The following is a 24618-nucleotide window of genomic DNA, read 5'->3' as shown; positions in this document are numbered from 1 at the left end:
TTCCACGGTCACTCGGGCAACCCGGCCAACCGCAGTCCATCGACGAAGCGCGCGAAATCCTCGTGCCGTTGGATGGGCAGCCAGTCTTTCAGGTTTGAGATGCGCAAAGAGGGATCCAGCTCGCGAAGACGCTGCATCGCCAACCTCGCTTTATCCATTCGTCCGCTGAGGGCATGACTGGCCGCCACCAAGGCCACCGGGGCCAGGAAACTGGGCAGGTTGCCCAGCGCCTTTTCCGCCCAGTCCGTCGTGAGATCGAAGCGCCCGGCGAAGAAATGCGCGAGCGCCATTCCGACCTGCATCCTGAACATTTCCGGATCCAGCGGACTCAAGCGAGTGGCATGGGTAAGCTGCTCGATGGCGGCGTCTGTTTCACCGCGCAGCGCGCGCAGGATACCGCCCAAGTACCAGGCGGGGGCGAGGTTGGGGTTGAGCAGACGTGCCCTGTCGAGCAATGCAATGCCGCCGTCAACATCGCCGGCGAGATGGCTTAATGCATGTCCGCCTCGCGTCAACGCGACTGCATCATCCCGGCCAAGCGTCACCGCCAAACGCGCAAGCCGTACGCCCTCAGCGATCTCTTGTATACGATCGGTCATCCAGCCATTCAGCTTGCGCCAGAAGTGGCACCAGGCTGCCATGCCATAGGCCGATGCAAATTCCGGATCGAGCTCGATGGCCTTGTAGAACAACGGCAGCGCCTGGTCGAGGGCTTCCCGGGTGCCGTTGTGCAGTTGTGCCATTCCGCGCAGGTAGTAGTCGTAGGCGTCCAGGCTTTCCGTCGGTTTGCGTTTGGCACGTTCGATTTCTGCCCGTTCGAGTTGCGGTGCGATGGCACCGACGACGCTTTCGGCGATTTGATCCTGCAGCTCGAAGATGTCGTTGAGCGTGCCTTCGAAGCGCTCCGCCCAGATATGCGTTCCGCTCGTCGCGTCGATGAGCTGCCCGGTGATGCGTACTTTGTTCCCGCACTTGCGCACGCTGCCTTCCAGCACGTAGCGAACGCCCAGCTCCTGGCTGACGCCCTTGGTGTCCACCGTCCGGCCCTTGTAGGTGAAGCTCGAATTGCGCGCGATGACGAACAGCCAGCGGATACGCGACAGGGCAGCGATGATGTCTTCCACGATGCCGTCAGCGAAATATTCCTGCTCCGGATCGCCGCTCAAATTCTGGAAGGGCAAGACGGTAATCGAGGGTTTGTCCGGGAGGACGAGCGAGGAGGGCATTGCCTTCGGGTCTGTGGACGCGCGTTCGTCGATGGCAGGCTGGTCAGGCTGTTGCGCTTCGCCGATCCCGCCGGCCTTGATCTGGCCGACGAAGCGGTAGCCCTTGCGGGCGACGGTGCGTACCAGACGCTGTTCCTCGCCGGTATCGCCGATGGCCTTGCGCACCGCATTGATGTGACTGGTGATCGTCGATTCCGAGACGATCCGGCCACTCCACACCGCCTTGAGCAGGTCGTCTTTGCTGACGACACGATCGGGGTTGTTGACGAACAGCAGCAATAGATCGAAAACCTGCGGTCCGACGGCCACGGTTTGCCCGCGCAAGGTGAGTTCCCGGCGCTCCTCATCGAGCACGTAGTCTTCAAACACGAATGGCAAAGTGAGGTTCCCCCTGACGAAGCGCCCGCAACTCCATGTCCCAGGCGACTGGCGATTAGTATTTGATTTGATGATACGGCAGCGCTAAACCCGCCGCACCGTCCGTGGCAGAGACGGCGGCGGACAGCGGCGTCTTTGGACGTAAAACCAAGCGTTCGTGGAGGGAAATCCACAGCAGGCACAAGGACTACGCTCACGCGCGCAGGCAATCTCTCCTTACACCGACGCAATGGTTGCAGTCGATACGTGGAGAAAGCCCATGAAGATCGTCGTCATCGGAGGCACCGGCCTCATCGGATCGAAACTTGTGAAGAACCTCCGCGAGCGCGGCCATGACGTGCTCGCTGCTAGCCCCAGCACGGGCGTAAACAGCATCACCCGCGAGGGCCTGGCCCAAGCGATGGATGGTGCTGACATCGTCGTCGACGTGGCGAACGCGCCGTCGTGGGAGGACCAGGCTGTCCTCGAGTTTTTCGAAACGTCGAGCCGTAACCTGCTGGCCGCCGAAGCGGCGGCCGGGGTTCGCCATCACGTTGCCCTGTCGATTGTCGGGAGCGAACGGCTTCCCGAGAACGGCTATTTCCGTGCCAAGGTCGCGCAGGAAAGCCTTATCAAGGCATCCGGCATTCCTTACTCTATTTTGCGTGCCACGCAGTTCTTCGAATTTGTCGGCGGCATTGCCCATTCGTTTACCGTCGGCGAAGAGCTTTGCGTTTCGCCGGCGCTGATCCAGCCGATGGCGTCCGACGACGTGGTGGCGGCACTTACCGATGTGGTGCTTGCAGCGCCGGTCAACGGCACGGTCGAAGTCGCGGGGCCCGAGGCCATGCCGCTCGACGAGTTGATCAGGCGCTTTCTGCGGGCCACCCAGGATACTCGCCAGGTCGTACCGGACGTACACGCACGCTACTACGGCGCCGTGCTTGACGATCAATCGCTGACCCCCGGCAAGAACCCGCGCCTGGGCGCGATCCGTTTCGAAGACTGGCTCAGCCAGTCAACGGCCGAAGCGGGCCGCTGAGGCTTCCAGGGACAACTCAGGAAGACGCCGCGCCGGTAATGAGGCGCGCCGTCATTACGCCTGCACACGAAGGATTATTGCCATGGTTAGCCGATTTCTCTTAGCCGCTGCTTTCGCAGCATTGTCGATCACCGCAGCGTCGGCCGACGAGCGGCCCGGCGTCAACGTGACGGTCGTATTCGACCACCCCATTCCCAATATCCCCGGCAAGAGCATGAAAGGCGTGCTCGTCGAGTACGCGCCGGGCGCTTCGTCACCGTCCCACACCCATCCTGAATCGGCCTTCATCTATGCAACGGTCCTGGAGGGCTCGGTCCGCAGCCGCGTCAACGGCGGGCCGGAAAAGGTCTACAACGTCGGCGAAAACTTCGTTGAGGAGCCTGGCTCCCATCATCAAGTCAGCGCGAACGCCAGCGACACGAAACCCGCACGCCTCATGGCCGTGTTCGTCCTCGACACCGACGAAAAGGTGCTCGTCACACCTGCCAGGCAGTGAGCCGATAAGCGCGCTCATCGACGTTCGACAGCCGGGCGGCAGGCCACTGCCGCCCTGGGGCTGCTGTAGTGCATGGCATTGAACAGGAAATGAAAAAATGAACTCGCTCCAGGACAAGGCCACCATTGCCACCGGGGCAATCGCCGGGCCCCCCGTCGTAGTGGCGCGGCGAAGCACGCGCAAGACAATCGGCATATTACTGTGCGTCGGCGCGGTGGTGGTCGTGGCCTCCTGGGGGACCATGGCTGTTTCGAGCGGCACAACCTCGACCGATAACGCTTATGTTCGCGGTGACGTGACCTCACTCGCCGCAAAGGTGGCCGGCTATGTCACTGCGGTAGAGGTCGTGGACAACCAGACCGTCCGGGCGGGTGACGTCCTGTTTCGTATCGATGACCGGGACTATCGCGCAAAGCTTGCGCAAGCAGAGGCTAATGTCAGCGCTGCAAAGGCTCGCCTGACCCATGTCGATGCGCAGACCCAGCTTCAGCGTGCGTTGATTCGGCAGGCCGAAGCCCAAAGACGTTCAGCCACCGCCGACATGGATCTGGCAACCAAGACCCACGATCGCAGTCGCAAACTGATCGTCAGCAACGCGGTGAGCCAAGCCTTGGTCGATGAAACCGGCACGGCGCGTTCCAGAGCCGAGGCGTCGGTATCGGCCGCTTCGGCAACGGTCGAGGCGCAACAGCAACACATCGCCGTCTATGTGGCCGAGCGAGAGGCTGCCGTGGCGGCCGTGTCGCAAGCACAGGCTGCGCGCGATCTCGCCCAAATCGATCTCGACTACACCGTGGTACGCGCGCCTGTGGGTGGCGTCGTCGGTAACCGCCAGGTTCGTATCGGCCGGCTCGTTACGCCGGGCGTTTCCTTACTCGATATCGTGCCGGTCAATGATGTGTGGGTCGTGGCCAATTTCAAGGAAACCCAGCTCGAACATATCCGCCCCGGACAGCACGTGCGCATCACGGTCGATGGCTACCCCAACACGGTGCTTGAAGGCGTGGTCGACAGCTTTGCACCGGGGAGTGGGGCGGCGTTCAGCTTGCTGCCGCCTGACAACGCAACCGGGAACTTTGTCCGTGTCGTGCAGCGGGTTCCGGTCAAGATCCGGCTGGCCGACAATCCGCTGCCGGGGCGCATCGTGCCAGGTCTGTCCGCGCGGGTGGAGGTGACGCAAGGGGGCGGCTCATGAACACCTTTGCCAGCGCAACGCCGAGCAGCGCCAAGGCTATGACTGGCGTCCTGCTCATCGTGGGCATCGTGCTGGCCACACTGACGGAAGCGATCACCGGCACCGTTCTTTCGATCGGGCGCGGCGATATCATCGGCGACACCTATGCAACACCTGATGAATTCGCCTGGCTGGATGTCGGCTACACCACGCTCAAGCTGATCGGGTTCATCATGGCCCCATGGCTGATGCAGCGTTTTTCTGCGCGTAACCTGATCATCGGTTCAACCCTGGCCATGGGCCTGGCGTGCTGCATGGCCGCCATCATCGCTCGACTGGACCTGCTGATCGCACTTCGCATCATTCAAGGCTTCGCCGGCGGCACCCTGCTGGTGGCGGGCCAGGCGATGATTTTTCGTGCCTGGCCGCGTGCCTTTCAGCCGATCCTTCAAGCCCTGTTTGCCATGGGCTCGGTGGTCGCGCCAGCGACTATTGCCCCGGCCCTTCAAGGGTGGTTGATCGACAGTCAGTCCTGGACCTGGATTTTCTTCAGCGTGGTACCGCTGGCCCTGGCGGCGACCGGCCTTTTGTTCATCGCAGACCACCGCATGCCCGCCAGGGTCCGGCAGCGTCCCTTTGACTGGCTCGGCTTCTCCTTGATCTCGGCCACCCTGTTCTGTTTCACCTACGTGTTCAGCCAGGGCAGCCGATGGGACTGGTTCGAGGAACCTCGGATCCTGATGCTGACAATGATCGGCACCGCCGCGCTGCTGGCATTTTTCGGCCAACAAGCGTTGGCCAAAGGCCCGGGGCTATTCGATTTTACGGTGTTCAAATCGAGTGATTTTACCTTTGCCTTTATCGTCAGCTTTGTCGCTGGCGCCGCCTTGTTCGGCAGCGCATTTTTGATTCCGGCATTCGCCCTGTCGGTGCTGGCGTTCACCCCGACCGATGCCGGTTTGCTCCTGCTGCCCAGTGGCGGTTTGTTTGTCGGCTCGCTGCTCATCGCTGCCTTTTTTATCAAAGTGCGCCGCGTTCCACCGGTTGCGACAGTGCCCTTTGGCATCCTGCTTATCATGGGGGCGATGTGGATGCTGTCCGGTTCCACCAGCGACAGCGGCACCGGCGACATGATGGCGGCTATCCTGTTGCGCGGCCTGGGCCTTGGCTTCCTGTTTCTGTCAATTACGCTGATCGCCTTCAGCGACCTCAACAACCGCAACCTCGCCTGCGGCATCGGCCTGTTCAATACGGGGCGTCAATTGGGTGGCTTAATGGGTGTCGCCGGGCTCCAGACCCTGATCGACCATCACATTGTCATCAATGTCGCGGCCCTCGGCGCCAACGTCACCCCAGGGGGAAACGCGCTCATCGAACGGCTGACGACCACCACGGCGATGTTGGTGGGGAAGGGGATGGATCAAGCGGCCGCTGGCAGGGCAGCGACGAGCCTTTTGGGCAAGGTCGTGTCAGGTCAGGCCACAGTGATTGCCTTCGACACCGCGTTCTACGCCGTGGCCCTGCTGTTTGTCGTCGCCGCGCCCATACTGATCGGCATCAAGATCGGCCTGGTGCGATACGCGAAAGCGCGAGCTGCGCTTACAGTCGCGTGAGACAGCCCACATCAACCGTCGGGCGTTGGATCAAGGTTTCGGCGAGTTGGGATTAGGCAGGCGCGCTCAATGGCATCTTTTATGTGAATGCGTGCTTTTGGTCGATTGTGTTGAAAAAGTCGGCTTCAGTTTCTGCGACAGATAAGTACGCGTCTGAGATCGAAATCCGAGTTTTGCGCAGAAGGTTCAGGACTCAGTTTTTACGTAGCAGCGCGCTGAAAACGCGTTTTCACCGCTTAATACATGGGTAGCCAGGCCGGGTTGACTTTTTCAACACAATCGGTCGATTTCGATCAGTCGCGACATGCAGCAATTGGTCAGAAGCGGTCACTTGGAGGCTTACCAACGTTGCAAGCGGGACGTCAAAACATGAGCGCCCCGTACCGATTAACTGCCGGGGCGCAATACAGACGTCAGCAGGATCAGGCTGGGTTTTTCACGCTTGGCCGCTCAACTATTTTTGCGTTCCATGCCACGAGCGCAGTGCATTCATCTGGGATCGCTATCTGAGCGAAACCCGCGAAGATCAAGCCCGCCCAAACGGTGATATCCGCCATCGAGAATTGATCGCCAGCCACGTACTGCTGCGATTTCAAGACTTGGTCGAAATACTTCATGCCGTTGATGGCTTTCTCACGGTGCATCTCGCCCCATACGATTCGATCGCCCCATTCAGGACTTTTATAGGGTTTGAGTTGAGGCCCAAGCCCGTCGGTTGCGTGGTGAAAATAAATACCGATGGCGTCAATTAACTGGTCGTCGGCGCGTTTCTGCATCATATGAATTATCCCTTTCTCTTTCGGCGTGGTGCCTGTGAGTGTGGGATTGCCATCAAGATTGTCGAGATATTCGGTAATGGCAGTGCATTCGGACAGATAGGTACCGTCATCCAGCTCCAGAACTGGAACGGTGCCTGTAGGGTTGATCGCCAAAAAAGCGCTCTGTTTGTGTTCGGCTGACGGCAAATCGATCTTGATGAACTCGATTTTGGACGCCAATGCCTTCTCTGCTATGACCACCCGAATGCGTAACGGGCTAGGAAAACCGGGGATGTCGTAGATCTTCACGTTAACTCCATTGCCATCTATCTATCGGAAGGTAGACAATGCAGCCATCAATGGCTTAGGTCAATAGATATCTATCAGTAGGTAGGCAAATACACCATGACGACAACGGATACTAAGCAAACCATCCTGCAAGCAGCCCGCAGGGTCGTGCAGGCACGCGGCTACAACGCATTGAGTTTTCGCGAATTGGCGAAAGAAGTGGGGATTAAAAGCGCCAGCATCCACTACCACTTTCCCACCAAGGGTGATTTGGGTGCTGCGCTGGCTCGACGTTATACCGAAGACACCACTGCGTACTTGGATCAGTTGCTGGTGGAATCACAGGACCCAGCGTCGATTATGAAGGACTACACGGCCGCCTTCCGTTCCGCCCTGGAAAACGACAACCGGATGTGCTTGTGCGGAATCATGGCGGCCGAGCAACACGATCTCCCGGCCGAAGTGCGGGACGAAGTAAACGGGTTCACGGACGCGAATGTCCGATGGTTGACCAAGGTCCTGGCGCTTAAACACCCGGACGCTCAGTTAGAAGCTTTTGAACGGCAAGCAATGTCGATATTTGCCGCCATTCAAGGTGCACAACTGGTGTCCCGAGGGCGCAACGACATTTCGGTGTACGACCAAATGATCGAATCCTATCGAGCGGCCGGGTTGACTCCCTGATATTCGCATACCACAAGTGGTCACCAACATCGCCTAGTCAGACGCAACAATGACGCGTAGCGCTCCAGATTGCGTTCTGACTGCCTCCTATGGGTCGATTTCTGCCTGTCGCCACCGGCAGCTATGGCTCGGATGCAGCCCTTCTCGACAGGCAGCAATCGACCGATTGTGTTGAAAAAGTCGACTCGGCCTGGCTAGCCATGCATTGAGCGGTGAAAGCGCCTTTTTCGCACGCTGCTATGTCAAATCTGAGTCCTGAACCTTCTGCCCAAAACTCGGATTTCAATCTCAGACGCGCACTTTTCTGCCGTGACAACCGAAGCCGACTTTTTCAACAGAATCGACCCAATATAGATAGTCCGTCCCGCCTTCACCGTTACCAGTATCGGTGAAGGCGGGACGGACTATCTATAATGGGTCGGTTGCGGCCCATCGCGACGGACAGCAATCGGCCAGAGGCAGTCACCCGATACTGCCACTCTCAGATAGCGCGTTGGCGTTTGCGGTAGTTGGAGCTTGCCATGCTCGCACCCCCATCCATGCAACCCGTTTCGTCCTACTGCTCAAGCATCAAACTGCGCCAAACGATCACTGGCGGTTCAACAGACATAACGTCCGGTTGCAGCTCTTCCTGTTTCTGCAACTCTGGCGAAGTCACCCCGGATGATGACTGCTGAAGTGGCAAACGTTGCGCCACCTCTGCGGTCGACTCATCGATAGGCGGCGTAGTCATTTGATCGTAACAACAACCTTGCCTTTGGCTCGTCCCTGCTCGACGTACTTCAATGCCTCTGCCGTAGATTCAAAGGTGAAGGAGCGGTCAACCACAGGTTTGATGATTCCGGCCTCAATGAGCGCGGTGATTTGTTGCAGTTGGGCGCCATTGGCCCGCATGAACACGAACGCGTAGCTGACGTTCTGCTTGCGTGCCTTGCGCCGAATACCGAGGCTCAGCAGGCGTATGACTTGCTTCAATGGCCAGGACAACCCTTGCTCCTGCGCAAACTGCGCAGTGGGTGGCCCTGATATGGAAATGAGTTGGCCTCCGGGCTTGAGGACCTTGAGTGACTTCTCCAGTATGTCCGCGCCGAGACTGTTCAACACCACGTCGTAGTCGTGCAAGACACTTTCGAAGTTCTGCTGTGTGTAGTCGATCACCAGGTCGGCCCCCAGCGCCTTCACCCATTCGACATTCGCGGTGCTGGTGGTGGTCGCGACAAAGGCGCCGAGGTGTTTGGCAAGTTGGATGGCGAGGGTGCCGACACCGCCGGAGCCGGCGTGGATCAGCACTTTCTGGCCCTTTTTCAGTTGGGCGGTTTCGACCAGCACTTGCCAGGCGGTCAGTGCGACCAAGGGGATGGACGCGGCTTGTGCCATGTTGGTATTGGCAGGTTTCAGGGCGATCGCGTTTTCGTTCACGGCGATCAATTGAGCGAACGTCCCGATCCGCGCTTCGGGCGGGCGAGCGTAGACTTCATCTCCCGGTTTGAAGCGTTTCACTTGCGAGCCAACCTCAACCACGACGCCCGCCAGGTCATTGCCCAGTACCAGCGGAAATGAATAGGGCAGGATCAGTTTGAATTCGCCTTTGCGGATCTTCGAATCCAGCACGTTGACGCTGCTGGCGTGTACCTCAATCAAGACGTCGTGGGCGTCCACCGCGGGGGCGGGCGCTTCGCCAATGCGCCCGGTGTTCTTGCCATAGCGATCAATTAAAAATGCCTTCATCGTTGTGCGGCTCTTGTCGGTTGGAATAAGGGTGGGCGGAGCGTTTGCGGTGTTGCTGCGCCGCGTTATCAGGCATCAAGGAACGCCAGTACCTTGGTCACAAAGTCAACGTAGTGCTGGAAAATGCCGCCGTGCCCGGCATCTTCATAAATGACCAGTTGTGCGTTGGGAATGCAGTTGGCAAGCGCAATCGAGTTAACGCTGGGCACCATGATGTCGTTGTCGCCGTTGACGATCAGCGTCGGCATCTGCAAGCGCCCGAGGTCTTGTGGCGCCTGTTTGCCCCACGCGGTGATGGCTTTCAACTGCCGTAGGAAAGCGCTGGGCGTTGGGCTTTTGTCGCGATTTTTTTTGCGTTCTTTCAAGCGTTGCAAATACTGCGATGCGGTTCGACGGCCATTGGGCGTCGAAGTAAAGAACAGGTAGAACTTGGGATCTCGCAAGGTCAGCAAGCCTTTGATCATCAATGGCCACGTCACCGAGCCGACCTTGTCGATACCGGTGCCACCGGCCGGCCCGGTTCCGGTGAGAATCAATCGGCGCACCAATTCGGGCGCCTTCAGGGCGATGTCCTGAGCGACGAAGCCGCCGAGTGAAAAACCGAGCACGTCGACTGTCTCGAAACCCAGCGCACGTATCAGTTGGATGGCATCGTCAGCCATTTCGCCGACCGTCAGTGGCGCGGCTCCACCGGAGCCGCCGATGCCGCGATAGTCGGTGGCAATGACGCGCCGTGTTTGTGCCAGGCCATCGATGATTCCGGGGTCGAAGTTGTCCAGCACCGCGCCCCAATGGTTGAACAGTACGAGGGGCACGTCGATCGTGGGGCCGATGTCGCGATAGGCGAAGGGAATGCCGTTGACCGTGATCGACTGGTTTGCAGCGTTGATGAACGACGTCTGCGAACCCGAGGGGGTATTTGTCTTCGTTGGATTCATTTCTACTCCGAACAGCGGGCCGGATTCGATGCAGCGTCTAGCGCGCCTGCATCGAATCCGGCGCGAATGCTCGCTACCAAAAGATCACTGTTGGGTTTGGTAGCGCTGGGCAACCGCAGACTGGCGGATTTGCCCCAGCAGGCCCTGACGTGCGATTTGCAGGTCATCCCAGCGTTCAGCTTCTTGCAGCGGCGGGATCGTTACCGGTTCGCGACGATCAAAACCGACCAGTGCGGCATCCACCAGATCGTCCACTTCCATGATTTCGTTCAAGGTGTTGATGTCGACGCCGGAGCGATCCCAGATCTCCGTGCGAGTGGCGGCCGGCAGCACGGCCTGCACGTAGACGCCCTGAGGCGAAAGTTCCAGGCTCAGGCCTTGGGAAAGGAACAGCACAAACGCCTTGGTCGCACCGTAGACCGACATGCCGAACTCCGGCGCCAGACCCACCACCGAACCGATGTTGATGATCGCACCGTCGCCTGCTTTGGCCAGGCGTGGGGCGATGGCGCTGGCGAGCCGCACCAGCGCCGTGGTGTTGAGGGCGACCAGTTGCGCAACGCTGTCGGTGCTTTGGTCGATGAAGTTGCCGGACAGAGCCGCGCCGGCGTTATTGACGAGGATGCCGATACGGGCGTCGTCGCGCAGGCGGGACTCAACGGTCGTCAGATCGCTGAGTTGGGTCAAGTCCGCCGGAATGACATCGATGGCGACGTTGTATTCGCTGCGCAACCGGGCTGCAAGTGCGTCCAGGCGTGCCTGGTCTCGGGCAACCAATACGAGATCGTGGCCGCGTTGCGCGAAGCGTTCGGCGTAGACGGCGCCGATGCCAGTGGAGGCGCCAGTGATGAGAACGGTAGGGCGAGTGCTCATGGGGTCATCTCTCTTTCAGGATGTGTGAAAACAGAAAGCGCGGTCATTGATTGCTCAGCTTGCGGTGGCGCTCAATTCAGCCAACGTCGGGTAGTCGATGTAGCCTGCCGAGCCGCCGCCATAGAGGGTGGCGGGATTGAATGCGGACAACGGCGCGCCGCTCTTGAGGCGCTCCACCAGATCCGGGTTGCCAATGAACGGGCGACCGAACGCAATCAGATCGGCCTGGTCTTCGGCGAGCCGCGAAATCGCCAGGTCCAGGTCATAGCCGTTGTTGGCGATGTAGGTATGTTTGAAGCGCTGGCGCAGGGCGCCGAAATCGAATGGCGCCACGTCACGCAGGCCGCCGGTCGCGCCTTCGACCACGTGCAGATAAACCACGCCGAGGGCGTCGAGTTGATCGACGACGTAATCGAATTGCGCCTGCGGATCACTGCTGGAAACGCCATTGGCCGGCGACACCGGCGACAAGCGCACACCGGTGCGATCCGCGCCGATCTCATTGACGACGGCCGCCGTCGCTTCGAGCAACAGACGTGCACGATTTTCAATCGAGCCGCCGTAAGCATCGGTACGCAAGTTGGCGCTGTCCTTGAGGAATTGATCCAGCAAATAGCCGTTCGCGCCGTGAATCTCCACGCCATCGAACCCGGCGGCGACGGCGTTTGCCGCGGCCTGGCGGAAATCGGAGACGATCCCCGGCAGTTCGCTGATATCCAGTGCGCGCGGCTCGGAGACATCTTCAAAGCGGTTGTTGACGAACACTTTGGTGGCGGCGCGCAACGCAGAGGGGGCCACGGGAGCGGCGCCGTTTTCTTGCAGATCAACGTGCGACACACGGCCGACATGCCAAAGTTGCAGGAAGATTTTTCCGCCCTTGGCGTGGACGGCATCGGTCACTTTGCGCCAGCCGTCTATCTGCGCCTGCGTGTAGATTCCGGGGGTGTCCTGATAGCCCTGACCCTGTTGGGAAATCTGCGTGGCTTCGCTGATCAGCAAGCCTGCGCTTGCGCGTTGGCTGTAATAGGTGGCCGCGAACTCGCTTGGCACAAAGCCTTCGCCTGCGCGGTTGCGTGTCAGTGGCGCGAGGACGACACGGTTTGACAGCGTGAGGGCGCCAAGCGTGTAAGGGGTGAACAGATTCTGGTCGGTCATTTGGTATTTCTTCCGTGCCCGTTGATGGAGATCGGTTGTGCGTGCAATTAGGATGATGATCGAAATCTAAACTGTCAACGATTTTGATTATGACCAACATCTATGTATCATTGGGCGCATGATTTCCCAGTGGACATGAGGTATTGCACGTGAGAGTGACCAAGGCCCAGGCGCAGGCCAATCGGGAGCACATCGTTGAAACGGCCTCTGAGCTGTTCCGTGAGCGCGGCTTCGACGGCGTCGGTGTGTCGGATCTCATGGCGGCTGCCGGTTTCACCCACGGAGGTTTCTACAAGCATTTCGGTTCGAAGGCCGACCTGATGGCCGAAGCCTCGGCCAGCAGCCTTGCCAAATCGCTGGCAGGTGCTGAATCGCTCGATGTTCCGGGCTTCATTGACGTCTATTTGACGAGAGAGCATCGGGACAGACGTGGCAGCGGTTGCACCATGGCCGCGTTGTGTGGCGACGCGGCGCGTCAATCGGATGATTTGAAAGCGACGTTTGCCGAAGGGATCGAGCACACCCTGCAAACACTAGGGGACAAATATCCGACCAGGCCGGATGCCGCTCCGGGTGAGGGGAGAAAGAAAATGATCGACCTGCTGTCTCGTGCTGTCGGTGCGATTATTTTGTCGCGTGCCTGCCCGGATGATTCCGCGCTGGCGGATGAGATCCTTGAGGTGTGCCGCGCTGAAATATTTGCTTCGTTGCCGGTCGATGAAGTGGAAGCGGTGTAGAGGGGCGACTCATTCAAAGCATGGTTTTCGGTAGCACTTCGACTTTGATGCTCGGACCCGAAAGTCAACTTTGGGTTGTGGATTCAACCGGTCGATGCTTTGGCGGGCCCCTTTGTGTTGGTCGGCACTGGACGAAGCAATTGGTTCATCGTGATCAGTTCGGCAGTCTGTGTCGGTTTTGGTATCGTCCATTTGGTGGGGTTGGTTCGGATGTGGGATAGGTTTGCCTGGTCCTTGGCAAACTGCGATCCAAGGAGGGAAAACAAAATGTTTGCTTATGAACTACCTGGGAAAACTCGCCTTGGCTGTATCGCTCTGCTTGTCTGCGGCGATGACGCAGGCAGCCGGAATAAAGATCGCTCAAATTTCATCCGATACCAGCGGTCCGGCCTTGAAGGCGATTATCTGGACACCCTGCACCGTTGAAGCAGGATGCACCGCTGCTCTGCGTTGATGCCAAGGGATTACCGCGTTGCCGTTCACAAGCAGCTTAACGAAAGGGTGCTTGAGTTTTTTGAAGCGCATGTCCGCTAAGGTAATGGCACGGGGCTTTGATCATCAGGTTGCAGAGGTGCAGGTGCAGGCAGTGATCCTGAATCGTATCACTGCACTTGGAGTTCCGATGACGGTACGAGTGAGGTAAGTCCGCTTGGGGGAAGGGGAGACTCATCCCGCATCAGACTCCTGCGACAGAGCCGTTTGCGCCTGGACATATTTTGCGGGTGCCAGACCGACCATCCGAGTGAAGTCCCTGATGAAGTGTGCCTGATCAAAATAACCCAGCTTGAGCGCGAGATCCGTCCCCGGCCTGGCTTCGCCGCTCTGCAGCAGGGTCAGTGCTTCATGTAACCGGTATCGGGCAATCACCCACTTCGGACTGACGCCAACGTAATGGGCAAAGAGGCGTTGTAACTGCCGCTCGCTAACACTGGACAACTCACTGAGTTGGGCCACTGTTGTCAGCCTGTTGTCTGACGCGATTTGGGCAATGAGCTCGTTGAGCAGTTGTACACGCTCATCGGGTTGCGGCAAGAAGGAACACAGCAACGCTTCTGATTGCTCGCACAGGCTCGCCATCCCCGGACATTCGGCGTGCTCGGCCAACCTGTCGACCACCGCCCCAAAAATTTCAGAGGCCGGGATCGATCGGTTGGCCAACCGGCTGACAGGTCCGCCCAGAAATGGCTGGAATGCAGCGGGACGAAACTTGATTCCAAATGCCCAGCTGTTGCCAGACAGCGTCTTGCTGAAGCGGGAACGACGGGGTCCCCACACATGGACCTGACCCCTTTCCACAACGAGATGCACATTGGGGTGAGGCAGGGTTTCCTGTTGCTGTGCAGGCTGATCACTGAGATTCCAGCTGACATGCCAATAATGTTCAACCCATGCCGCCAACTGGACTGAGGGGGCCTCGCGAATGTGAGTGAACTGCGGGCCCTTCAATCGCTGATTAAGGACGCCTCGTGCGGGCTGCAGGATAACAGTAGAGGTTGGTCGTGTTTTTCCAATCATCTTCGGTCGCCATCTGCTCCAATGCAAATCAGGAATAGGTCCGACTGTGTGGACCGGTCAAATAAGCCGCCGATCTCGGCATAGTCGGACTGTAAACAGTCAAGGGATTAGCGTCGACAACATCTGCGTCTGGTTTAGACCGTACGGCATTACCTGGATTTTTAATGGAGATGACAGCATGCAAGCCAAGGGAACATTCGACGTCCAACTACCCGTCCACTCCGTTGCGCCCGGTACCGAGGCCGCTCAACTGAGCAGAAAGGCCATACACAAAACGTTTCAGGGAGACTTGGTGGCCAATAGTTTGGGAGAGATGCTTGCCTCCCTCTCGACAATCCCGGGATCTGCCGGCTATGTGGCGATGGAGCGGGTTGAGGGTAATCTGGCGGGAAGGCCAGGCAGCTTTGTGTTGATGCATTTTGGAACGATGGACAGAGGCCAGCGAACACTGACCATTCAGGTCATACCTGACTCGGGTACCGGCGAGTTGGAGGGACTCAGCGGCACGATGGAAATAGATATCCGTGATGGGCAGCATTACTATCTGTTCAACTATCAACTCATGCCAACGCGCTGAATAGTGATGAGGCGCAAACGCATAATCCTGATATCGGCCACCGTATTGACGTTACCAGCCGCGGTGCTGGCTTTCGTGAAGCCGCTCCGAGTCGTTGCCCCCTTGCTCGTTCTGGAAGTAACTTGCCCTCTTCCGAATATCAGCACAGACAGCGTTGCGCAATTGGGCGACGCCCGACAACTGTACGCTGCGGGATATGCGACGGCAGCCACTGCCGTCGGGCCATTTCGAAACGTCCCTCGCGTCGTGTTTTGCACGACTGACTCTTGTGCTGAATCCTTTGGACTTGGACAGCACGCGGCAGCCGCCGTTGGTGATGTTGGTTTGATCGTCGCCCCTCGCGGCTGGAAAGCGTTTTATCTGGCTCACGAACTGATCCATTATCGACAGGCGGAATCGCTCGTAAATCTGGCAGTCGCCACCCAACCAAAATGGCTGATCGAAGGTATGGCGTACTCACTGAGTGGTGACCCTCGTCATACTCTGGGTCCTCCCTTTGAACAATGGCGGTCCCAAATCGAAGCATGGCGTGCCAGCCTGGGTGCATGAGACATCTGGGATGCAGCGCGCAGTGTGGATTGAAAAACTGGGGAGTCTGTGGCTGGACGTTATTCGAACTGGACCCGAAGCAGCCATCGAAAAGAGACCGATAGGGATACGCTAAAGTTATGCGGGTCGTCGATCAATAGTGACCCACTGTTCGCGCTGCGTCCGTCCCTGGAGCGCCCAATGCCGCCCATCATCACGCGCCTGATGGCGCTGTTTGTTCTTTGCCTGACTCTTGAAGTGCCAGCCCAGACCAACGGCTGCCCAGCTAGTGAGAAACAAGTGTGCCTGGACGGCTGCATCTGCCTGCCAGATCTGGGGCAGATGCCTGATGGCATCTACCAGATCGCGGCACCTGCCCTGGCTCTGTGGCTGACCCAAGCCCGTGCTGAAGCAGCCAACGCCGGCATCCAGCCCATTCCGCCGCACATCCGGGAGCAGTTGCTGCGCTGGTACGACCCCAGCGTCCTTGATGCCGCGCGCTACAAAGTTAGCGACAACGGTCAACTCAGCGCCGCCACTGCCATGCTGCAAAACCCCGATGTCGGTGCCGTGACGCTCATCGACATCATCCTCTTCCGGGACGCTCAAACCGCAGAACAGGACATCGCGCTCTGGGCTCACGAACTGAAGCATGTGCAGCAGTATCAGGAGTGGGGGGTAGAAGGATTTGCCCAGCGGTATACACAAGACTTCAATGCTGTGGAGGCGCCGGCTTATGCCATACAGGCTGAGGTCAGACGGTCGGTGCGGGCAGGGACTCACTGAAGATTGCCAAGTTGAAGAGGGCCAAATCCCGTGTCTTATCCGCAAGCTTGAGCCTTACACGGATGGTCCGGATATCTCTGACTCGGAGCGGACTTTTTGCCCGACTAGCTTTCCCTTGTTCCAAGGCCGATGCAGCGGGAACTTCAGGGTACTAGTCGGGTCAGTTGGGAGCTGTTTTACGGCAGTGCCGTCCGAGATCAGTCGAGTCCGCCCCTGATGCCAACCAAGAGTTTTCTGCCGGGTCTCATCCTGGTGTTCTGCGCCGTCGCGTCGCTTTGTTCGGTTGCTGCCGAGCGAAGAGCGCCCTCGCAAAGTAACAGCGCATCAACCACCCTGATCGAAACGGCCTCGCGGCAGTATGGAGACGGCCAGTTGGACCAAGCCGCTGCCACGCTGGAGCGTGCCCTGCATATCCAGCCGAACAATCCCGCGACACTGCATTACCTCGGCGTATTGCGTCTTCAGCAGGGTCAGTACCAGCAGGCTGAAACGTTGGCGGTGCGCTCGAACATGCGGGGTGGTCGCAACGTCGCGTTACGCAACCGCAACTTCCAATTGATCCAGGCAGCTCAGCAGGCCCAGGCTTCGAGTACCCCTCCCAATGCCAAAGAGGACCTGGTCGCAGTACAGAAGAGGCTGGAAGAGGAGACCCAAAGGCGCCGCGAAGCAGAAATGGCCGTTGCTGAACAATCCACTCTGGATGCTGGGCGCGACGCTGGCAACTTCGCTCACGCAAAGGCTGATTGGGTATCGGATTCATCGACGGCTGGCAGACCGCGGCCCGAAGGACAATTGCAAATGACTTCCGTCGAGCCAGAGCCTGCGTACGACGAGGTTGAGATTCCCCGCGGCCATTTGCCGCCTCCGGGTAAATGCCGAATCTGGTTTCCTGATCGCCCGCCGGGGCATCAGCCCACACCCGGCAGCTGCAAGAAGCTGCGATATCGGGTTCCGTTAGGGGCCTACTTGGTGCACGGTTGAGTTAAGGGCGGCTTGCGATTCAAAGCATTGTCTGAACCGTGATATGCGGATGACTTTCTAATGGTTCCCATTCATCCAGGAAAGCAAACCCCTGCTTCAGATAGAAGTTCGAGGCTCTTGTGCTGTCGGCGGATTTATCTCGCCACGTGCTAGCACGTTCAAGCTCATTTCTGCACCTGTCCCGGCAAGCCTTCGGGTCAGGAAGTGCGTCGCACCCATCTATTGTTTGAGTATCCCGTCAGCTATTCATGCGGCAGCTTCCTAGAACTTTTCCCTATTTACCTGTCTATGTGAATACGCACATAAAGCTCGGTAAGCGCGACCCGAAGGTTTCCCGCAGCCAAATGGCGCCACGTCCAATTGTCAATCTGAGGTTGTCTTCGCCCATGAAATTTTATGTCCCACGGATGGTGCTCCTCAGCCTGTTCGCGTTTGCGGCAGTGGGCTCGGCATCAGCAACACAGATGGAGACCTCAACCCCTGTTTTCGCAACTGAAGTCGCAGCCGTTCAGGCTCCGGTCCAGGCTGCCGGGAACCCTTGGCCGAGCTTGGCCAGTACGGCCGGCAAGCAGCCAGGGCCATTGCTTGCCGATGACGACCGATACTGGCGTGACGGCCGTTGGCACGATCGTAGAGAGGATTGGCGCCGAGACGAATGGCGTAGAGAGGAATGGCGCAGAGAGCAAGAGCGCCGGGAAGTCGAACGCCGTCGTGATTGGGAGCGCCATCATGAGCATCGCTACGAGGACGATCAACGCTACTATCGTCGCTAGTACGCAGCCGCGAGATAAATCCGCCGACAGCACTGCCTGCTGATTTGTAAATTCAGGTGGTGCTTAAGCTACACAGATCCGCTCTCGGAAGAAGTGATTGAGTCGTGACTGGATTCAGCCGCCAGCTTCAATCGGTCGGCTTTGCAAATGTATTTAGACTTGCTTTGCGGTGCCAATTTGGCGCTGGCCTTTTTGGCGTTAGCCTTTAATAACTGATTTATTTTTTTACGACGATTCATCTTTTCTACTCGGTTTGTACGTTTTCGAATGATATCAGCTTAAATATTGGGCCAGAGCCTTGTGGTGTGCACTTGAGCGCTTTTGACCGTTATCTGCCCGATGCGCTCGGCTATCGGTCCAGCAGAGGTGCCAGCAGTGCACACATGCTGCGCCAGTGCGAACCCTCCCAGTAAACCCGTTGGCAGGCGTCGCAGCGCAGGAAGCGCGAATAGAGGGCGCCAATGCGTGGCGGCACCTGCGACCGGGCCAGTTCCGGGCTGATCTCGTGCAGCGGCAGGTTGCAATGAAGACACAGGCTGAATGGCCGCGCGCTACGCGCCAGGTCGAGGCGCTCGTACAATTCGCGCAGCTGCAGTGACGGTTTCAGGGCATGCACGTAACAGCCGTGGCTGATGATCCGCCGCTTGAGCAGTTCGCGGTCGCGGGTTAGCACGATGCGTCCTTGCTGCGCAGCGATCTCGGCGATCTCGCCATCCTCGAAGCGATTGTCGTAGAGGGTGTCGAAGCCGCTCATGCGCAGCAGGCTGGCCAGCCCGCCAAGGTGCGCATCAGCGACGAAGCGCAGCACCCGTAAAGGTTGCGCACGAACCTTGAGCAGCGGGCTGATGTCCAGCGCTTCGAACTTGGGATACACCGCCAGCCGGTCACCGTCGAAGATCACCCGCTCGAGGCCCACCGACTCGCCGTTGAGCAGCACCAGCTCGACCTCGGTGTGCGGTATCCCGAGCGCCTCGATCATGTGCTTGACCGTCGCCCCTCGCGCACACTCGCAGGTAAAGGACTGCCGCCGCCGTTCGGCCGGCAGGAAATCGTTGAGCTCTTCGTAGAAGCGGAAGGTTGCACGGGTCATGCTGAACAGTATGGCAGGGCTGCAGGATGGGCGAGTTCAGTCCGGAGATCTTCTCCGGCAGGTCCCATCCACCACCGTTCGTCCGCCAGGTTCGGTAACCCTTCTTGACAGAAAAAAGCATCAGGAGAATACTCGCCCCAATATTCATATATATGACTAGATAACAAGGTGAATAAAGTCGATGAATTCCCTGTCCAGTGATGTCCGCCTACCGCTTTATCAACGCCTGCGTGATCAGTTGGCCGAGCAAATTGCTAACAATCGCTGGCGTCCGGGGGAGGCCATTCCCACTGAAGCTGCGCTTTCAGCGGAGTACGATCTGTCCACTGGCACCGTGCGCAAAGCGGTCGACGCGCTGGTCAGTGAGGGCGTTCTGGAGCGTCAGCAAGGTCGAGGCACCTTCGTTCGTCGGCCGCAGTTTCAATCTTCGCTGTTCCGTTTTTTCCGCTTTCAAACCGCTGCCGGCGAGCGCCAGGTACCGGAGAGTCGCATCCTGTCTATTGAGCCGGTGGCCGCACCCTCGGCGGTGGCCCATGCGTTAGGGTTGCCAATCGACTCTCCGGTTATTCGCATTGTCCGCGTTCGTCTTCTGGATGTTCAGCCGGTACTTGCCGAAGAAATCTGGCTGCCTCGCAGCCGGTTTCAGCCGCTACTAGAGATCGACCTGAATCGAAAAGGGCCATTGCTTTACCCGATTTACGAAGAAGTCTGCGGTCAGGTCGTCGCCTCTGCCGAAGAAACACTCACCGCCGAATCGGTAAATGACCTGCATGCGCGGTTATTGAAAATACCGACCAACAGTCCCGTGGTGGTGATCGAGCGTCTGGCGCGTGACTACGCCGGTACGCCTCTGGAGTGGCGGCGCTCCCGTGGGCATGCCGAGCATTTCCGTTACAGCGTGGACATTCGCTAGCGCATTGCCTGAATAGCGGATCGCTCACCGGCGAATCGATCGCTGCCGGATTCATCGTTTTGTTTGCCATGACTGGCCTCGTAGCGGCGCGGTTCGCTCTCGGCTGCCTCACGTTCCACTTATAAGGATAAGAAATCATGTTCAGCTGGTATCGCCAAGTCACTCCTCGGGAGCGCAAAACGTTTTGGGCCTGCTTCGGCGGATGGTCGCTGGACGCACTGGAAGTACAAATGTTCGGTCTGGCAATTCCGGCATTAATTGCCGCCTTCGCCCTGACCAAGGGCGATGCCGGGCTGATTAGCGGCGTCACGCTAGTCACTTCGGCCATCGGCGGTTGGGTAGGGGGGACGTTGTCCGACCGCTACGGCCGGGTGCGTACGTTGCAGTGGATGATTTTGTGGTTCTCCTTCTTCACCTTTCTGTCCGCCTTCGTCACCGGGTTCCAGCAGTTGCTGATCGTCAAGGCGCTGCAAGGCTTCGGCATTGGCGGTGAGTGGGCAGCCGGCGCGGTATTGATGGCCGAGACCATCAATCCCAAGTATCGCGGCAAAGTGATGGGCACCGTGCAAAGCGCCTGGGCCGTGGGTTGGGGGCTGGCGGTCGGGGTTTTTGCGCTGATCTATTCCTTCGTGCCGCAGGACATGGCCTGGCGGGTGATGTTTATCGTGGGCTTGCTGCCCTCGTTCCTGATCATCTGGGTGCGTCGCAATGTCGAGGAGCCCGACAGCTTCCAGCGTCTGCAAAAAGAGAACGCCATCGCGCAAAGCTTCTTCAAATCCCTGGCCGGCATCTTCCGCCCTGAACTGCTGCGAGTGACGCTGTTCGGCGGGCTTTTGGGCCTGGGCGCACACGGCGGTTACCACGCGGTGATGACGTGGCTGCCGACATTCCTCAAGACCGAGCGCAACCTGTCCGTGCTGAACTCGGGCGGCTACCTGGCGGTCATCATCCTTGCCTTCTGGTGCGGCTGCGTGGTCAGCGGCTTTCTGATTGACCGTATTGGCCGTCGTAAAAACATTGTGCTCTTCGCCCTGTGCTGCGTCGTCACCGTGCAGTGCTATGTGTTCCTGCCGCTGACGAACACCCAGATGCTGTTCCTGGGTTTCCCGCTCGGCTTCTTCGCGGCGGGCATTCCGGCGAGCCTCGGTGCGCTGTTCAACGAGTTGTACCCGGCGGACGTCCGCGGCGCCGGCGTGGGCTTCTGCTACAACTTCGGCCGAGTGCTCTCGGCGGTGTTCCCGTTCCTGGTTGGTCACATGAGTGATTCCATGTCGCTGGGTTTTGCCATTGGCATCGACGCTGGAATCGCCTACGGCGTGGCGGTAGTTGCGGCCCTTTGTCTGCCGGAAACCCGTGGTCGCAGTCTCGACGCCACGAACACCTCAGTGCCTGTCAGCGTCAACGGCAACGAGCGCGCTCGAGCCTGATGATCATTACTTTCGATAGATGAAACCCATGTCTGATACTTGTTCTGCGCCGATCATCGGCATCGACTCCCATGCTCATGTGTTCAACCGCGAATTAAACCTGGCCACTGCCCGGCGCTATACCCCTCGCTATGACGCAACGCTTGGGGAATATCAAAAACACTTGCGAGCGCATGGCCTGAGTCATGGCGTGTTGGTCCAGCCGAGTTTTCTCGGCTCCGACAACAGTTATCTGTTGGCGGCGTTGCAACAGGCGCCAGCGCAGTTGCGCGGTGTGGTGGTCGTGGAGCCAGACGTCAGCCGCGACACGTTGAACGACATGGCTCGACTGGGCGTGGTCGGCGTTCGCTTGAACCTGATGGGCAAAGCCTTGCCTGACTTCTGCGATCCAGCCTGGAAAGGCTTCTTCGGCCACCTCGCTGAGCTGGACTGGCATGTCGAACTGCATCGTGACGTGGCAGATTTGCCGGCGCTGATTCGTCAACTGATCCCGTTCGGCGTCAAGCTCGTCATCGATCACTTCGGTCGTCCCGATGCCCGCTTGGGTGTCGATCAGTCCGGGTTTCCCGAGTTGCTGGAATTGGGGCTAAGCGGGCAGATGTGGATGAAGGTCTCCGGCATCTATCGGCTGGCGGGTACGCCTCAGCAGAACCTCGGATTCGCCCGGGCGGCATTGCCGCTGCTGGAGCAGAGCTTCGGCCTGCGCCGGTTGGTGTGGGGCAGCGACTGGCCGCATACACAACATGAAGAAAGCGTCGGTTTCGGTACTGTGATCGAACAACTGCAAGCACTGGAGTGTTCGACGCAGCTGATGCGTTCGTTGCTGGTCGAAGCGCCTCGGGTGTTATTCGGGTTTGAAGAAAGGGAGGCCTGAAGCTGCAACGACAGATCAAGGGAGCTCCCGGTGCGGGGCTCCATAAATCGTCCGTGATTTTCGCCTGTACAGCTTTGGGAGTCCCGAGCTTGGCCGCTTCAGCCGATAGCTGCCAGTTCGTACGTCGATGGACGCGATTTAAAGTTGCCAGAGCTTTCTGGCTTGCCGGGTTGATGCTTGGAGAACCCCGGCTTCGGTTATCAGGGCCGGATGAACTATTTACGGAATGGCAACACCCGGGGGGAGGTGGTCAACGAGTTTGTTTATCACGTAAAGGAGCGCAAGATGAGCTACTGGACATTCGAATGACGTGTCGCAGTCGGCTGGCATGTAGCCATCTCGGGCATCATGGGTAAGGACATTTCACCGAATACGATGAGCGCGTTCGCTGTCGACGGCAGGGGCCGGAGGAGGCGTTTTGAAACCATTCCTGCTCAGACCTGGCGCCTCAACTCTGGACATGTTGCTTCAAGCGTGGCTGCCACGCCGTGACGCTGTTCCGCAAATTTTAACGGAAAAAGCTGTCATCCCAGGCATTCCCAATGCTCGCTACAGGTTGGACCACGACCTGACTCCGTTCATTCAGGATGCGATTCAGGCCAACAAACGCGAGAGCGAGGCGCTCGCCAGGGCCGGGAAACCGAACAACATCCTGCCGCTGGCAAATATGCTGGCAGTTTCGGGGGGCGGCGACGCAGGCACATTCGCAGCGGGACTCATTACGGGATGGACCGCGCACGGGACTCGCCCCCTGTTCAAGGTCGTCACGGGCATTAGCGCGGGCGCCCTGGTCGCCCCGTTCGCTTACCTGGGGTCTGAGTACGACGGCGTCATTCGGGGTATTGCCAACGCAATCGGTCCAAAAGACGTTTTTCATTCGCGAAACGTGCTAACCCGTCTTGCTAGCGACGGTATAGCGGACAGCAAGCCACTGTCGCGGCTCATTACAAAATACGTCACTGCGCAGATTCTTGCGGCGATCGCGTCGGAATACGCCAAAGGACGAATCCTGCTGATCGGCACAACTGACCTTGATTCAGGGCGGCCAGTCACCTGGAACATGGGCGCTATTGCCTCCAGCGAAGCGCCGGGAGCGCTCGGCCTCTTTCGCAACATCATGATCGCGTCGATGAGTATTCCCGGCGCAGTCTCACCCGTCATGATCGATGTGGACGTTGACGGCAAACAGTTTCAGGAAATGCACGTGGACGGCGGGGTCATCACTCAGGTGTTCCTTTACCCACCTGGCACCTTGATGGCGATGAACAGAGTCAGCGGAGCACCTTTTCGGCTTGAACGTAATTTCTATGTCATTCGCAATGGGAAACTCGAGCCGCAGTGGGCTGGAACGAAGCGCCGTACGTTGAGCATCGGCGGTCGAGCCATCAGTGCATTGATTCAAACTCAGGGGATCAGCGACCTGGATCGAATCTACCGTATCGCGCGGCAGGATGGGGCGGACTTCAATCTTGCGTACATCGGCTCCGACTTTTACTTTCCGCACAATCAGAAATTCGATGGCGAGTACATGAAGCGTTTATTCGATTACGCCTTTCAACTCAGCGCGAAGGGCTATCCGTGGCATAAATCGCCGCCGAGCGAAAAGGCGTTAGAGAGGCCCGGTTCTCTGGCTCCCCTATGAGCAATACAGGTCGTCCGGGAGAGCCGGGTCCAGCCGTGCTTGGGCGTGATGAGTGACAGACTTTTCAGACCAGCATCAGCCGCCACGACTCGACGATTTCACGACCGATACGCCGCAGCCCGGACAGCCTCCGTCCCTTGGTCGCAAGGTGTCGGCAGATACGGTCGGTGGTGACTGTACCCGATAGCCGCTGGGCAGTCTCTCAAGGTCAGGCAGGAAACCCATGAAGGCAGCCAGTTGAGCAGCATGTACATCAGGTCAGGGTGAAGAAGTAGCTCAACTACAAGGCCAGGGTGGTGCGCGCCCGGCCTTCGCCAAAGAGTGCCTGGCCGGTGGAGACGCGCGCACTGCCGGCCGCCCGTGTTGCTGGCGCAAGGCCGCCGATTTTGAAGTCGAGAATCCCACTTCAATTCTGAACAAATATGGACATAGGCATTAGCACT

At 58.6% G+C, this 24618-nt stretch carries 25 protein-coding genes and 3 pseudogenes; 15 read left to right on the top strand and 13 right to left on the bottom strand.

The genetic code is table 11. From position 1 onward, the window contains the following. Positions 1–8: 8 nt before the first annotated feature. Positions 9–1604 carry a winged helix-turn-helix domain-containing protein gene (locus tag AC07UI_RS28105; RefSeq protein ID WP_494995565.1) on the bottom strand — a complete coding sequence of 532 codons (1596 nt, stop codon included), beginning with the start codon at positions 1602–1604 and terminating at the stop codon, positions 9–11. Between the two features lie 259 nt (positions 1605–1863). Here AC07UI_RS28105 and AC07UI_RS28100 point away from each other — a divergent pair, with 259 nt between their 5' ends. From AC07UI_RS28100 to AC07UI_RS28085, 4 genes are all read left to right on the top strand, one after another. After that, a complete protein-coding gene (locus AC07UI_RS28100; protein ID WP_494995564.1) occupies positions 1864–2625 on the top strand; it encodes an SDR family oxidoreductase in 762 nt (253 codons plus the stop codon). Between the two features lie 82 nt (positions 2626–2707). Next, complete coding sequence (locus AC07UI_RS28095; RefSeq protein ID WP_494995563.1) at positions 2708–3121, top strand: cupin domain-containing protein; 414 nt, start codon at positions 2708–2710, stop codon at positions 3119–3121. Positions 3122–3218: 97 nt separating this feature from the next. Beyond that, entirely contained in the window at positions 3219–4316 is a 1098-nt protein-coding gene (locus tag AC07UI_RS28090) for an HlyD family secretion protein (RefSeq protein WP_494995562.1), read from the top strand. Further along, positions 4313–5908 (top strand): DHA2 family efflux MFS transporter permease subunit, encoded by a 1596-nt coding sequence (locus tag AC07UI_RS28085; RefSeq protein ID WP_494995561.1) that lies wholly within the window; start codon positions 4313–4315, stop codon positions 5906–5908. Before AC07UI_RS28090 ends, AC07UI_RS28085 begins: the two co-directional genes overlap by 4 nt. Before the next feature lie 422 nt (positions 5909–6330). Here the strand turns inward: AC07UI_RS28085 and AC07UI_RS28080 are convergent, their stop codons facing one another. Beyond that, positions 6331–6975 (bottom strand): glutathione S-transferase, encoded by a 645-nt coding sequence (locus AC07UI_RS28080; RefSeq protein WP_494995560.1) that lies wholly within the window; start codon positions 6973–6975, stop codon positions 6331–6333. Positions 6976–7071: 96 nt separating this feature from the next. On the opposite strand from AC07UI_RS28080, the gene AC07UI_RS28075 reads away from it, so the two are divergent. Next, positions 7072–7638 carry a TetR/AcrR family transcriptional regulator gene (locus AC07UI_RS28075; RefSeq protein ID WP_494995559.1) on the top strand — a complete coding sequence of 189 codons (567 nt, stop codon included), beginning with the start codon at positions 7072–7074 and terminating at the stop codon, positions 7636–7638. A gap of 556 nt (positions 7639–8194) precedes the next feature. Here the strand turns inward: AC07UI_RS28075 and AC07UI_RS28070 are convergent. The 5 genes from AC07UI_RS28070 to AC07UI_RS28050 all read right to left on the bottom strand — a co-directional run bounded on the left by AC07UI_RS28070 (position 8195) and on the right by AC07UI_RS28050 (position 12332). Further along, positions 8195–8371: a hypothetical protein gene (locus tag AC07UI_RS28070; RefSeq protein WP_494995558.1), complete on the bottom strand. Its 177-nt coding sequence runs from the start codon at positions 8369–8371 to the stop codon at positions 8195–8197. Further along, positions 8368–9366, bottom strand: a complete 999-nt coding sequence (locus AC07UI_RS28065; protein WP_494995557.1) for an NADP-dependent oxidoreductase — start codon at positions 9364–9366, stop codon at positions 8368–8370. Before AC07UI_RS28065 ends, AC07UI_RS28070 begins: the two co-directional genes overlap by 4 nt. Before the next feature lie 68 nt (positions 9367–9434). Then, complete coding sequence (locus tag AC07UI_RS28060; protein ID WP_494995556.1) at positions 9435–10304, bottom strand: alpha/beta fold hydrolase; 870 nt, start codon at positions 10302–10304, stop codon at positions 9435–9437. A gap of 84 nt (positions 10305–10388) precedes the next feature. Further along, the gene (locus AC07UI_RS28055; RefSeq protein WP_494995555.1) at positions 10389–11177 is read right to left on the bottom strand and encodes an SDR family NAD(P)-dependent oxidoreductase; all 789 of its coding nucleotides are present in this window, start codon (positions 11175–11177) and stop codon (positions 10389–10391) included. A gap of 54 nt (positions 11178–11231) precedes the next feature. Further along, positions 11232–12332 carry an alkene reductase gene (locus tag AC07UI_RS28050; RefSeq protein WP_494995554.1) on the bottom strand — a complete coding sequence of 367 codons (1101 nt, stop codon included), beginning with the start codon at positions 12330–12332 and terminating at the stop codon, positions 11232–11234. A gap of 149 nt (positions 12333–12481) precedes the next feature. On the opposite strand from AC07UI_RS28050, the gene AC07UI_RS28045 reads away from it, so the two are divergent. Together AC07UI_RS28045 and AC07UI_RS28040 are read left to right on the top strand one after the other, a co-directional pair. Continuing rightward, the gene (locus AC07UI_RS28045) at positions 12482–13069 is read left to right on the top strand and encodes a TetR/AcrR family transcriptional regulator (RefSeq protein ID WP_494995553.1); all 588 of its coding nucleotides are present in this window, start codon (positions 12482–12484) and stop codon (positions 13067–13069) included. Positions 13070–13604: 535 nt separating this feature from the next. Then, positions 13605–13712: pseudogene (locus AC07UI_RS28040) on the top strand (IS5/IS1182 family transposase); the annotation flags it as partial. Positions 13713–13735: 23 nt separating this feature from the next. Here the strand turns inward: AC07UI_RS28040 and AC07UI_RS28035 are convergent. Continuing rightward, positions 13736–14584 (bottom strand): DUF6597 domain-containing transcriptional factor, encoded by an 849-nt coding sequence (locus AC07UI_RS28035; protein WP_494995552.1) that lies wholly within the window; start codon positions 14582–14584, stop codon positions 13736–13738. Positions 14585–14762: 178 nt separating this feature from the next. Here AC07UI_RS28035 and AC07UI_RS28030 point away from each other — a divergent pair, with 178 nt between their 5' ends. Then, positions 14763–15161, top strand: coding sequence for a DUF3224 domain-containing protein (locus AC07UI_RS28030; protein WP_494995551.1), 399 nt, complete (start codon positions 14763–14765; stop codon positions 15159–15161). 51 nt (positions 15162–15212) lie between these two features. Here AC07UI_RS28030 and AC07UI_RS28025 read toward each other — a convergent pair whose 3' ends face one another. Then, positions 15213–15530 carry a hypothetical protein gene (locus tag AC07UI_RS28025; protein WP_494995550.1) on the bottom strand — a complete coding sequence of 106 codons (318 nt, stop codon included), beginning with the start codon at positions 15528–15530 and terminating at the stop codon, positions 15213–15215. Positions 15531–15890: 360 nt separating this feature from the next. Between AC07UI_RS28025 and AC07UI_RS28020 the strand changes: the two genes are divergently transcribed. Next, on the top strand, positions 15891–16475 hold the full coding sequence (locus AC07UI_RS28020; protein ID WP_494995549.1) for an eCIS core domain-containing protein: 585 nt from the start codon (positions 15891–15893) through the stop codon (positions 16473–16475). Here the strand turns inward: AC07UI_RS28020 and AC07UI_RS28015 are convergent. Beyond that, positions 16468–16622 (bottom strand): annotated as a pseudogene (locus AC07UI_RS28015) (integrase); the annotation flags it as partial. The gene AC07UI_RS28020 and the pseudogene AC07UI_RS28015 overlap by 8 nt on opposite strands. A gap of 69 nt (positions 16623–16691) precedes the next feature. Between AC07UI_RS28015 and AC07UI_RS28010 the strand changes: the two are divergent. After that, entirely contained in the window at positions 16692–17456 is a 765-nt protein-coding gene (locus AC07UI_RS28010) for a tetratricopeptide repeat protein (protein ID WP_494995548.1), read from the top strand. Between the two features lie 19 nt (positions 17457–17475). Here the strand turns inward: AC07UI_RS28010 and AC07UI_RS28005 are convergent. Further along, positions 17476–17580: pseudogene (locus AC07UI_RS28005) on the bottom strand (GNAT family N-acetyltransferase); the annotation flags it as partial. A gap of 262 nt (positions 17581–17842) precedes the next feature. On the opposite strand from AC07UI_RS28005, the gene AC07UI_RS28000 reads away from it, so the two are divergent. After that, the gene (locus AC07UI_RS28000; RefSeq protein ID WP_494995547.1) at positions 17843–18229 is read left to right on the top strand and encodes a hypothetical protein; all 387 of its coding nucleotides are present in this window, start codon (positions 17843–17845) and stop codon (positions 18227–18229) included. Between the two features lie 68 nt (positions 18230–18297). Here AC07UI_RS28000 and AC07UI_RS27995 read toward each other — a convergent pair whose 3' ends face one another. Both AC07UI_RS27995 and AC07UI_RS27990 read right to left on the bottom strand, forming a co-directional pair. Further along, a complete protein-coding gene (locus AC07UI_RS27995; protein ID WP_494995546.1) occupies positions 18298–18468 on the bottom strand; it encodes a DUF2986 domain-containing protein in 171 nt (56 codons plus the stop codon). A gap of 110 nt (positions 18469–18578) precedes the next feature. Further along, positions 18579–19319 carry a Mut7-C RNAse domain-containing protein gene (locus AC07UI_RS27990; protein WP_494995545.1) on the bottom strand — a complete coding sequence of 247 codons (741 nt, stop codon included), beginning with the start codon at positions 19317–19319 and terminating at the stop codon, positions 18579–18581. 181 nt (positions 19320–19500) lie between these two features. Here AC07UI_RS27990 and AC07UI_RS27985 point away from each other — a divergent pair, with 181 nt between their 5' ends. The 4 genes from AC07UI_RS27985 (at position 19501) to AC07UI_RS27970 (ending at position 24175) form a co-directional block, all read left to right on the top strand. Further along, positions 19501–20232: a GntR family transcriptional regulator gene (locus AC07UI_RS27985; RefSeq protein WP_494995544.1), complete on the top strand. Its 732-nt coding sequence runs from the start codon at positions 19501–19503 to the stop codon at positions 20230–20232. A 137-nt stretch (positions 20233–20369) separates the two neighbouring features. Continuing rightward, positions 20370–21659 carry an MFS transporter gene (locus tag AC07UI_RS27980; RefSeq protein ID WP_494995543.1) on the top strand — a complete coding sequence of 430 codons (1290 nt, stop codon included), beginning with the start codon at positions 20370–20372 and terminating at the stop codon, positions 21657–21659. Between the two features lie 28 nt (positions 21660–21687). Then, positions 21688–22533 carry an amidohydrolase family protein gene (locus AC07UI_RS27975; protein WP_494995542.1) on the top strand — a complete coding sequence of 282 codons (846 nt, stop codon included), beginning with the start codon at positions 21688–21690 and terminating at the stop codon, positions 22531–22533. 418 nt (positions 22534–22951) lie between these two features. Next, positions 22952–24175 (top strand): patatin-like phospholipase family protein, encoded by a 1224-nt coding sequence (locus tag AC07UI_RS27970; protein ID WP_494995541.1) that lies wholly within the window; start codon positions 22952–22954, stop codon positions 24173–24175. Positions 24176–24618 lie beyond the last annotated feature (443 nt).

The sequence above is a fragment of the Pseudomonas sp. GW821-FHT04C07 genome (genome assembly GCF_059420325.1).
Note: the sequence above shows the minus strand (reverse complement) of the source record. Positions and strands in the feature narration are given on the sequence as shown.

What these genes read in the sequence shown, in the direction of transcription:
- AC07UI_RS28095 (WP_494995563.1), top strand. Translation starts at nt 2,708, where the DNA reads ATGGTTAGCCGATTTCTCTTAGCCGCTGCTTTCGCAGCATTGTCGATC.
- AC07UI_RS28075 (WP_494995559.1), top strand. Translation starts at nt 7,072, where the DNA reads ATGACGACAACGGATACTAAGCAAACCATCCTGCAAGCAGCCCGCAGG.
- AC07UI_RS27985 (WP_494995544.1), top strand. Translation starts at nt 19,501, where the DNA reads ATGAATTCCCTGTCCAGTGATGTCCGCCTACCGCTTTATCAACGCCTG.
- AC07UI_RS28065 (WP_494995557.1), bottom strand. Translation starts at nt 9,366, where the DNA reads ATGAAGGCATTTTTAATTGATCGCTATGGCAAGAACACCGGGCGCATT.
- AC07UI_RS28100 (WP_494995564.1), top strand. Translation starts at nt 1,864, where the DNA reads ATGAAGATCGTCGTCATCGGAGGCACCGGCCTCATCGGATCGAAACTT.
- AC07UI_RS28010 (WP_494995548.1), top strand. Translation starts at nt 16,692, where the DNA reads ATGCCAACCAAGAGTTTTCTGCCGGGTCTCATCCTGGTGTTCTGCGCC.
- AC07UI_RS28020 (WP_494995549.1), top strand. Translation starts at nt 15,891, where the DNA reads ATGCCGCCCATCATCACGCGCCTGATGGCGCTGTTTGTTCTTTGCCTG.
- AC07UI_RS28000 (WP_494995547.1), top strand. Translation starts at nt 17,843, where the DNA reads ATGAAATTTTATGTCCCACGGATGGTGCTCCTCAGCCTGTTCGCGTTT.
- AC07UI_RS28070 (WP_494995558.1), bottom strand. Translation starts at nt 8,371, where the DNA reads ATGACTACGCCGCCTATCGATGAGTCGACCGCAGAGGTGGCGCAACGT.
- AC07UI_RS28035 (WP_494995552.1), bottom strand. Translation starts at nt 14,584, where the DNA reads ATGATTGGAAAAACACGACCAACCTCTACTGTTATCCTGCAGCCCGCA.
- AC07UI_RS27990 (WP_494995545.1), bottom strand. Translation starts at nt 19,319, where the DNA reads ATGACCCGTGCAACCTTCCGCTTCTACGAAGAGCTCAACGATTTCCTG.
- AC07UI_RS27995 (WP_494995546.1), bottom strand. Translation starts at nt 18,468, where the DNA reads ATGAATCGTCGTAAAAAAATAAATCAGTTATTAAAGGCTAACGCCAAA.
- AC07UI_RS28090 (WP_494995562.1), top strand. Translation starts at nt 3,219, where the DNA reads ATGAACTCGCTCCAGGACAAGGCCACCATTGCCACCGGGGCAATCGCC.
- AC07UI_RS28085 (WP_494995561.1), top strand. Translation starts at nt 4,313, where the DNA reads ATGAACACCTTTGCCAGCGCAACGCCGAGCAGCGCCAAGGCTATGACT.
- AC07UI_RS27980 (WP_494995543.1), top strand. Translation starts at nt 20,370, where the DNA reads ATGTTCAGCTGGTATCGCCAAGTCACTCCTCGGGAGCGCAAAACGTTT.
- AC07UI_RS28050 (WP_494995554.1), bottom strand. Translation starts at nt 12,332, where the DNA reads ATGACCGACCAGAATCTGTTCACCCCTTACACGCTTGGCGCCCTCACG.
- AC07UI_RS27975 (WP_494995542.1), top strand. Translation starts at nt 21,688, where the DNA reads ATGTCTGATACTTGTTCTGCGCCGATCATCGGCATCGACTCCCATGCT.
- AC07UI_RS28030 (WP_494995551.1), top strand. Translation starts at nt 14,763, where the DNA reads ATGCAAGCCAAGGGAACATTCGACGTCCAACTACCCGTCCACTCCGTT.
- AC07UI_RS28060 (WP_494995556.1), bottom strand. Translation starts at nt 10,304, where the DNA reads ATGAATCCAACGAAGACAAATACCCCCTCGGGTTCGCAGACGTCGTTC.
- AC07UI_RS28055 (WP_494995555.1), bottom strand. Translation starts at nt 11,177, where the DNA reads ATGAGCACTCGCCCTACCGTTCTCATCACTGGCGCCTCCACTGGCATC.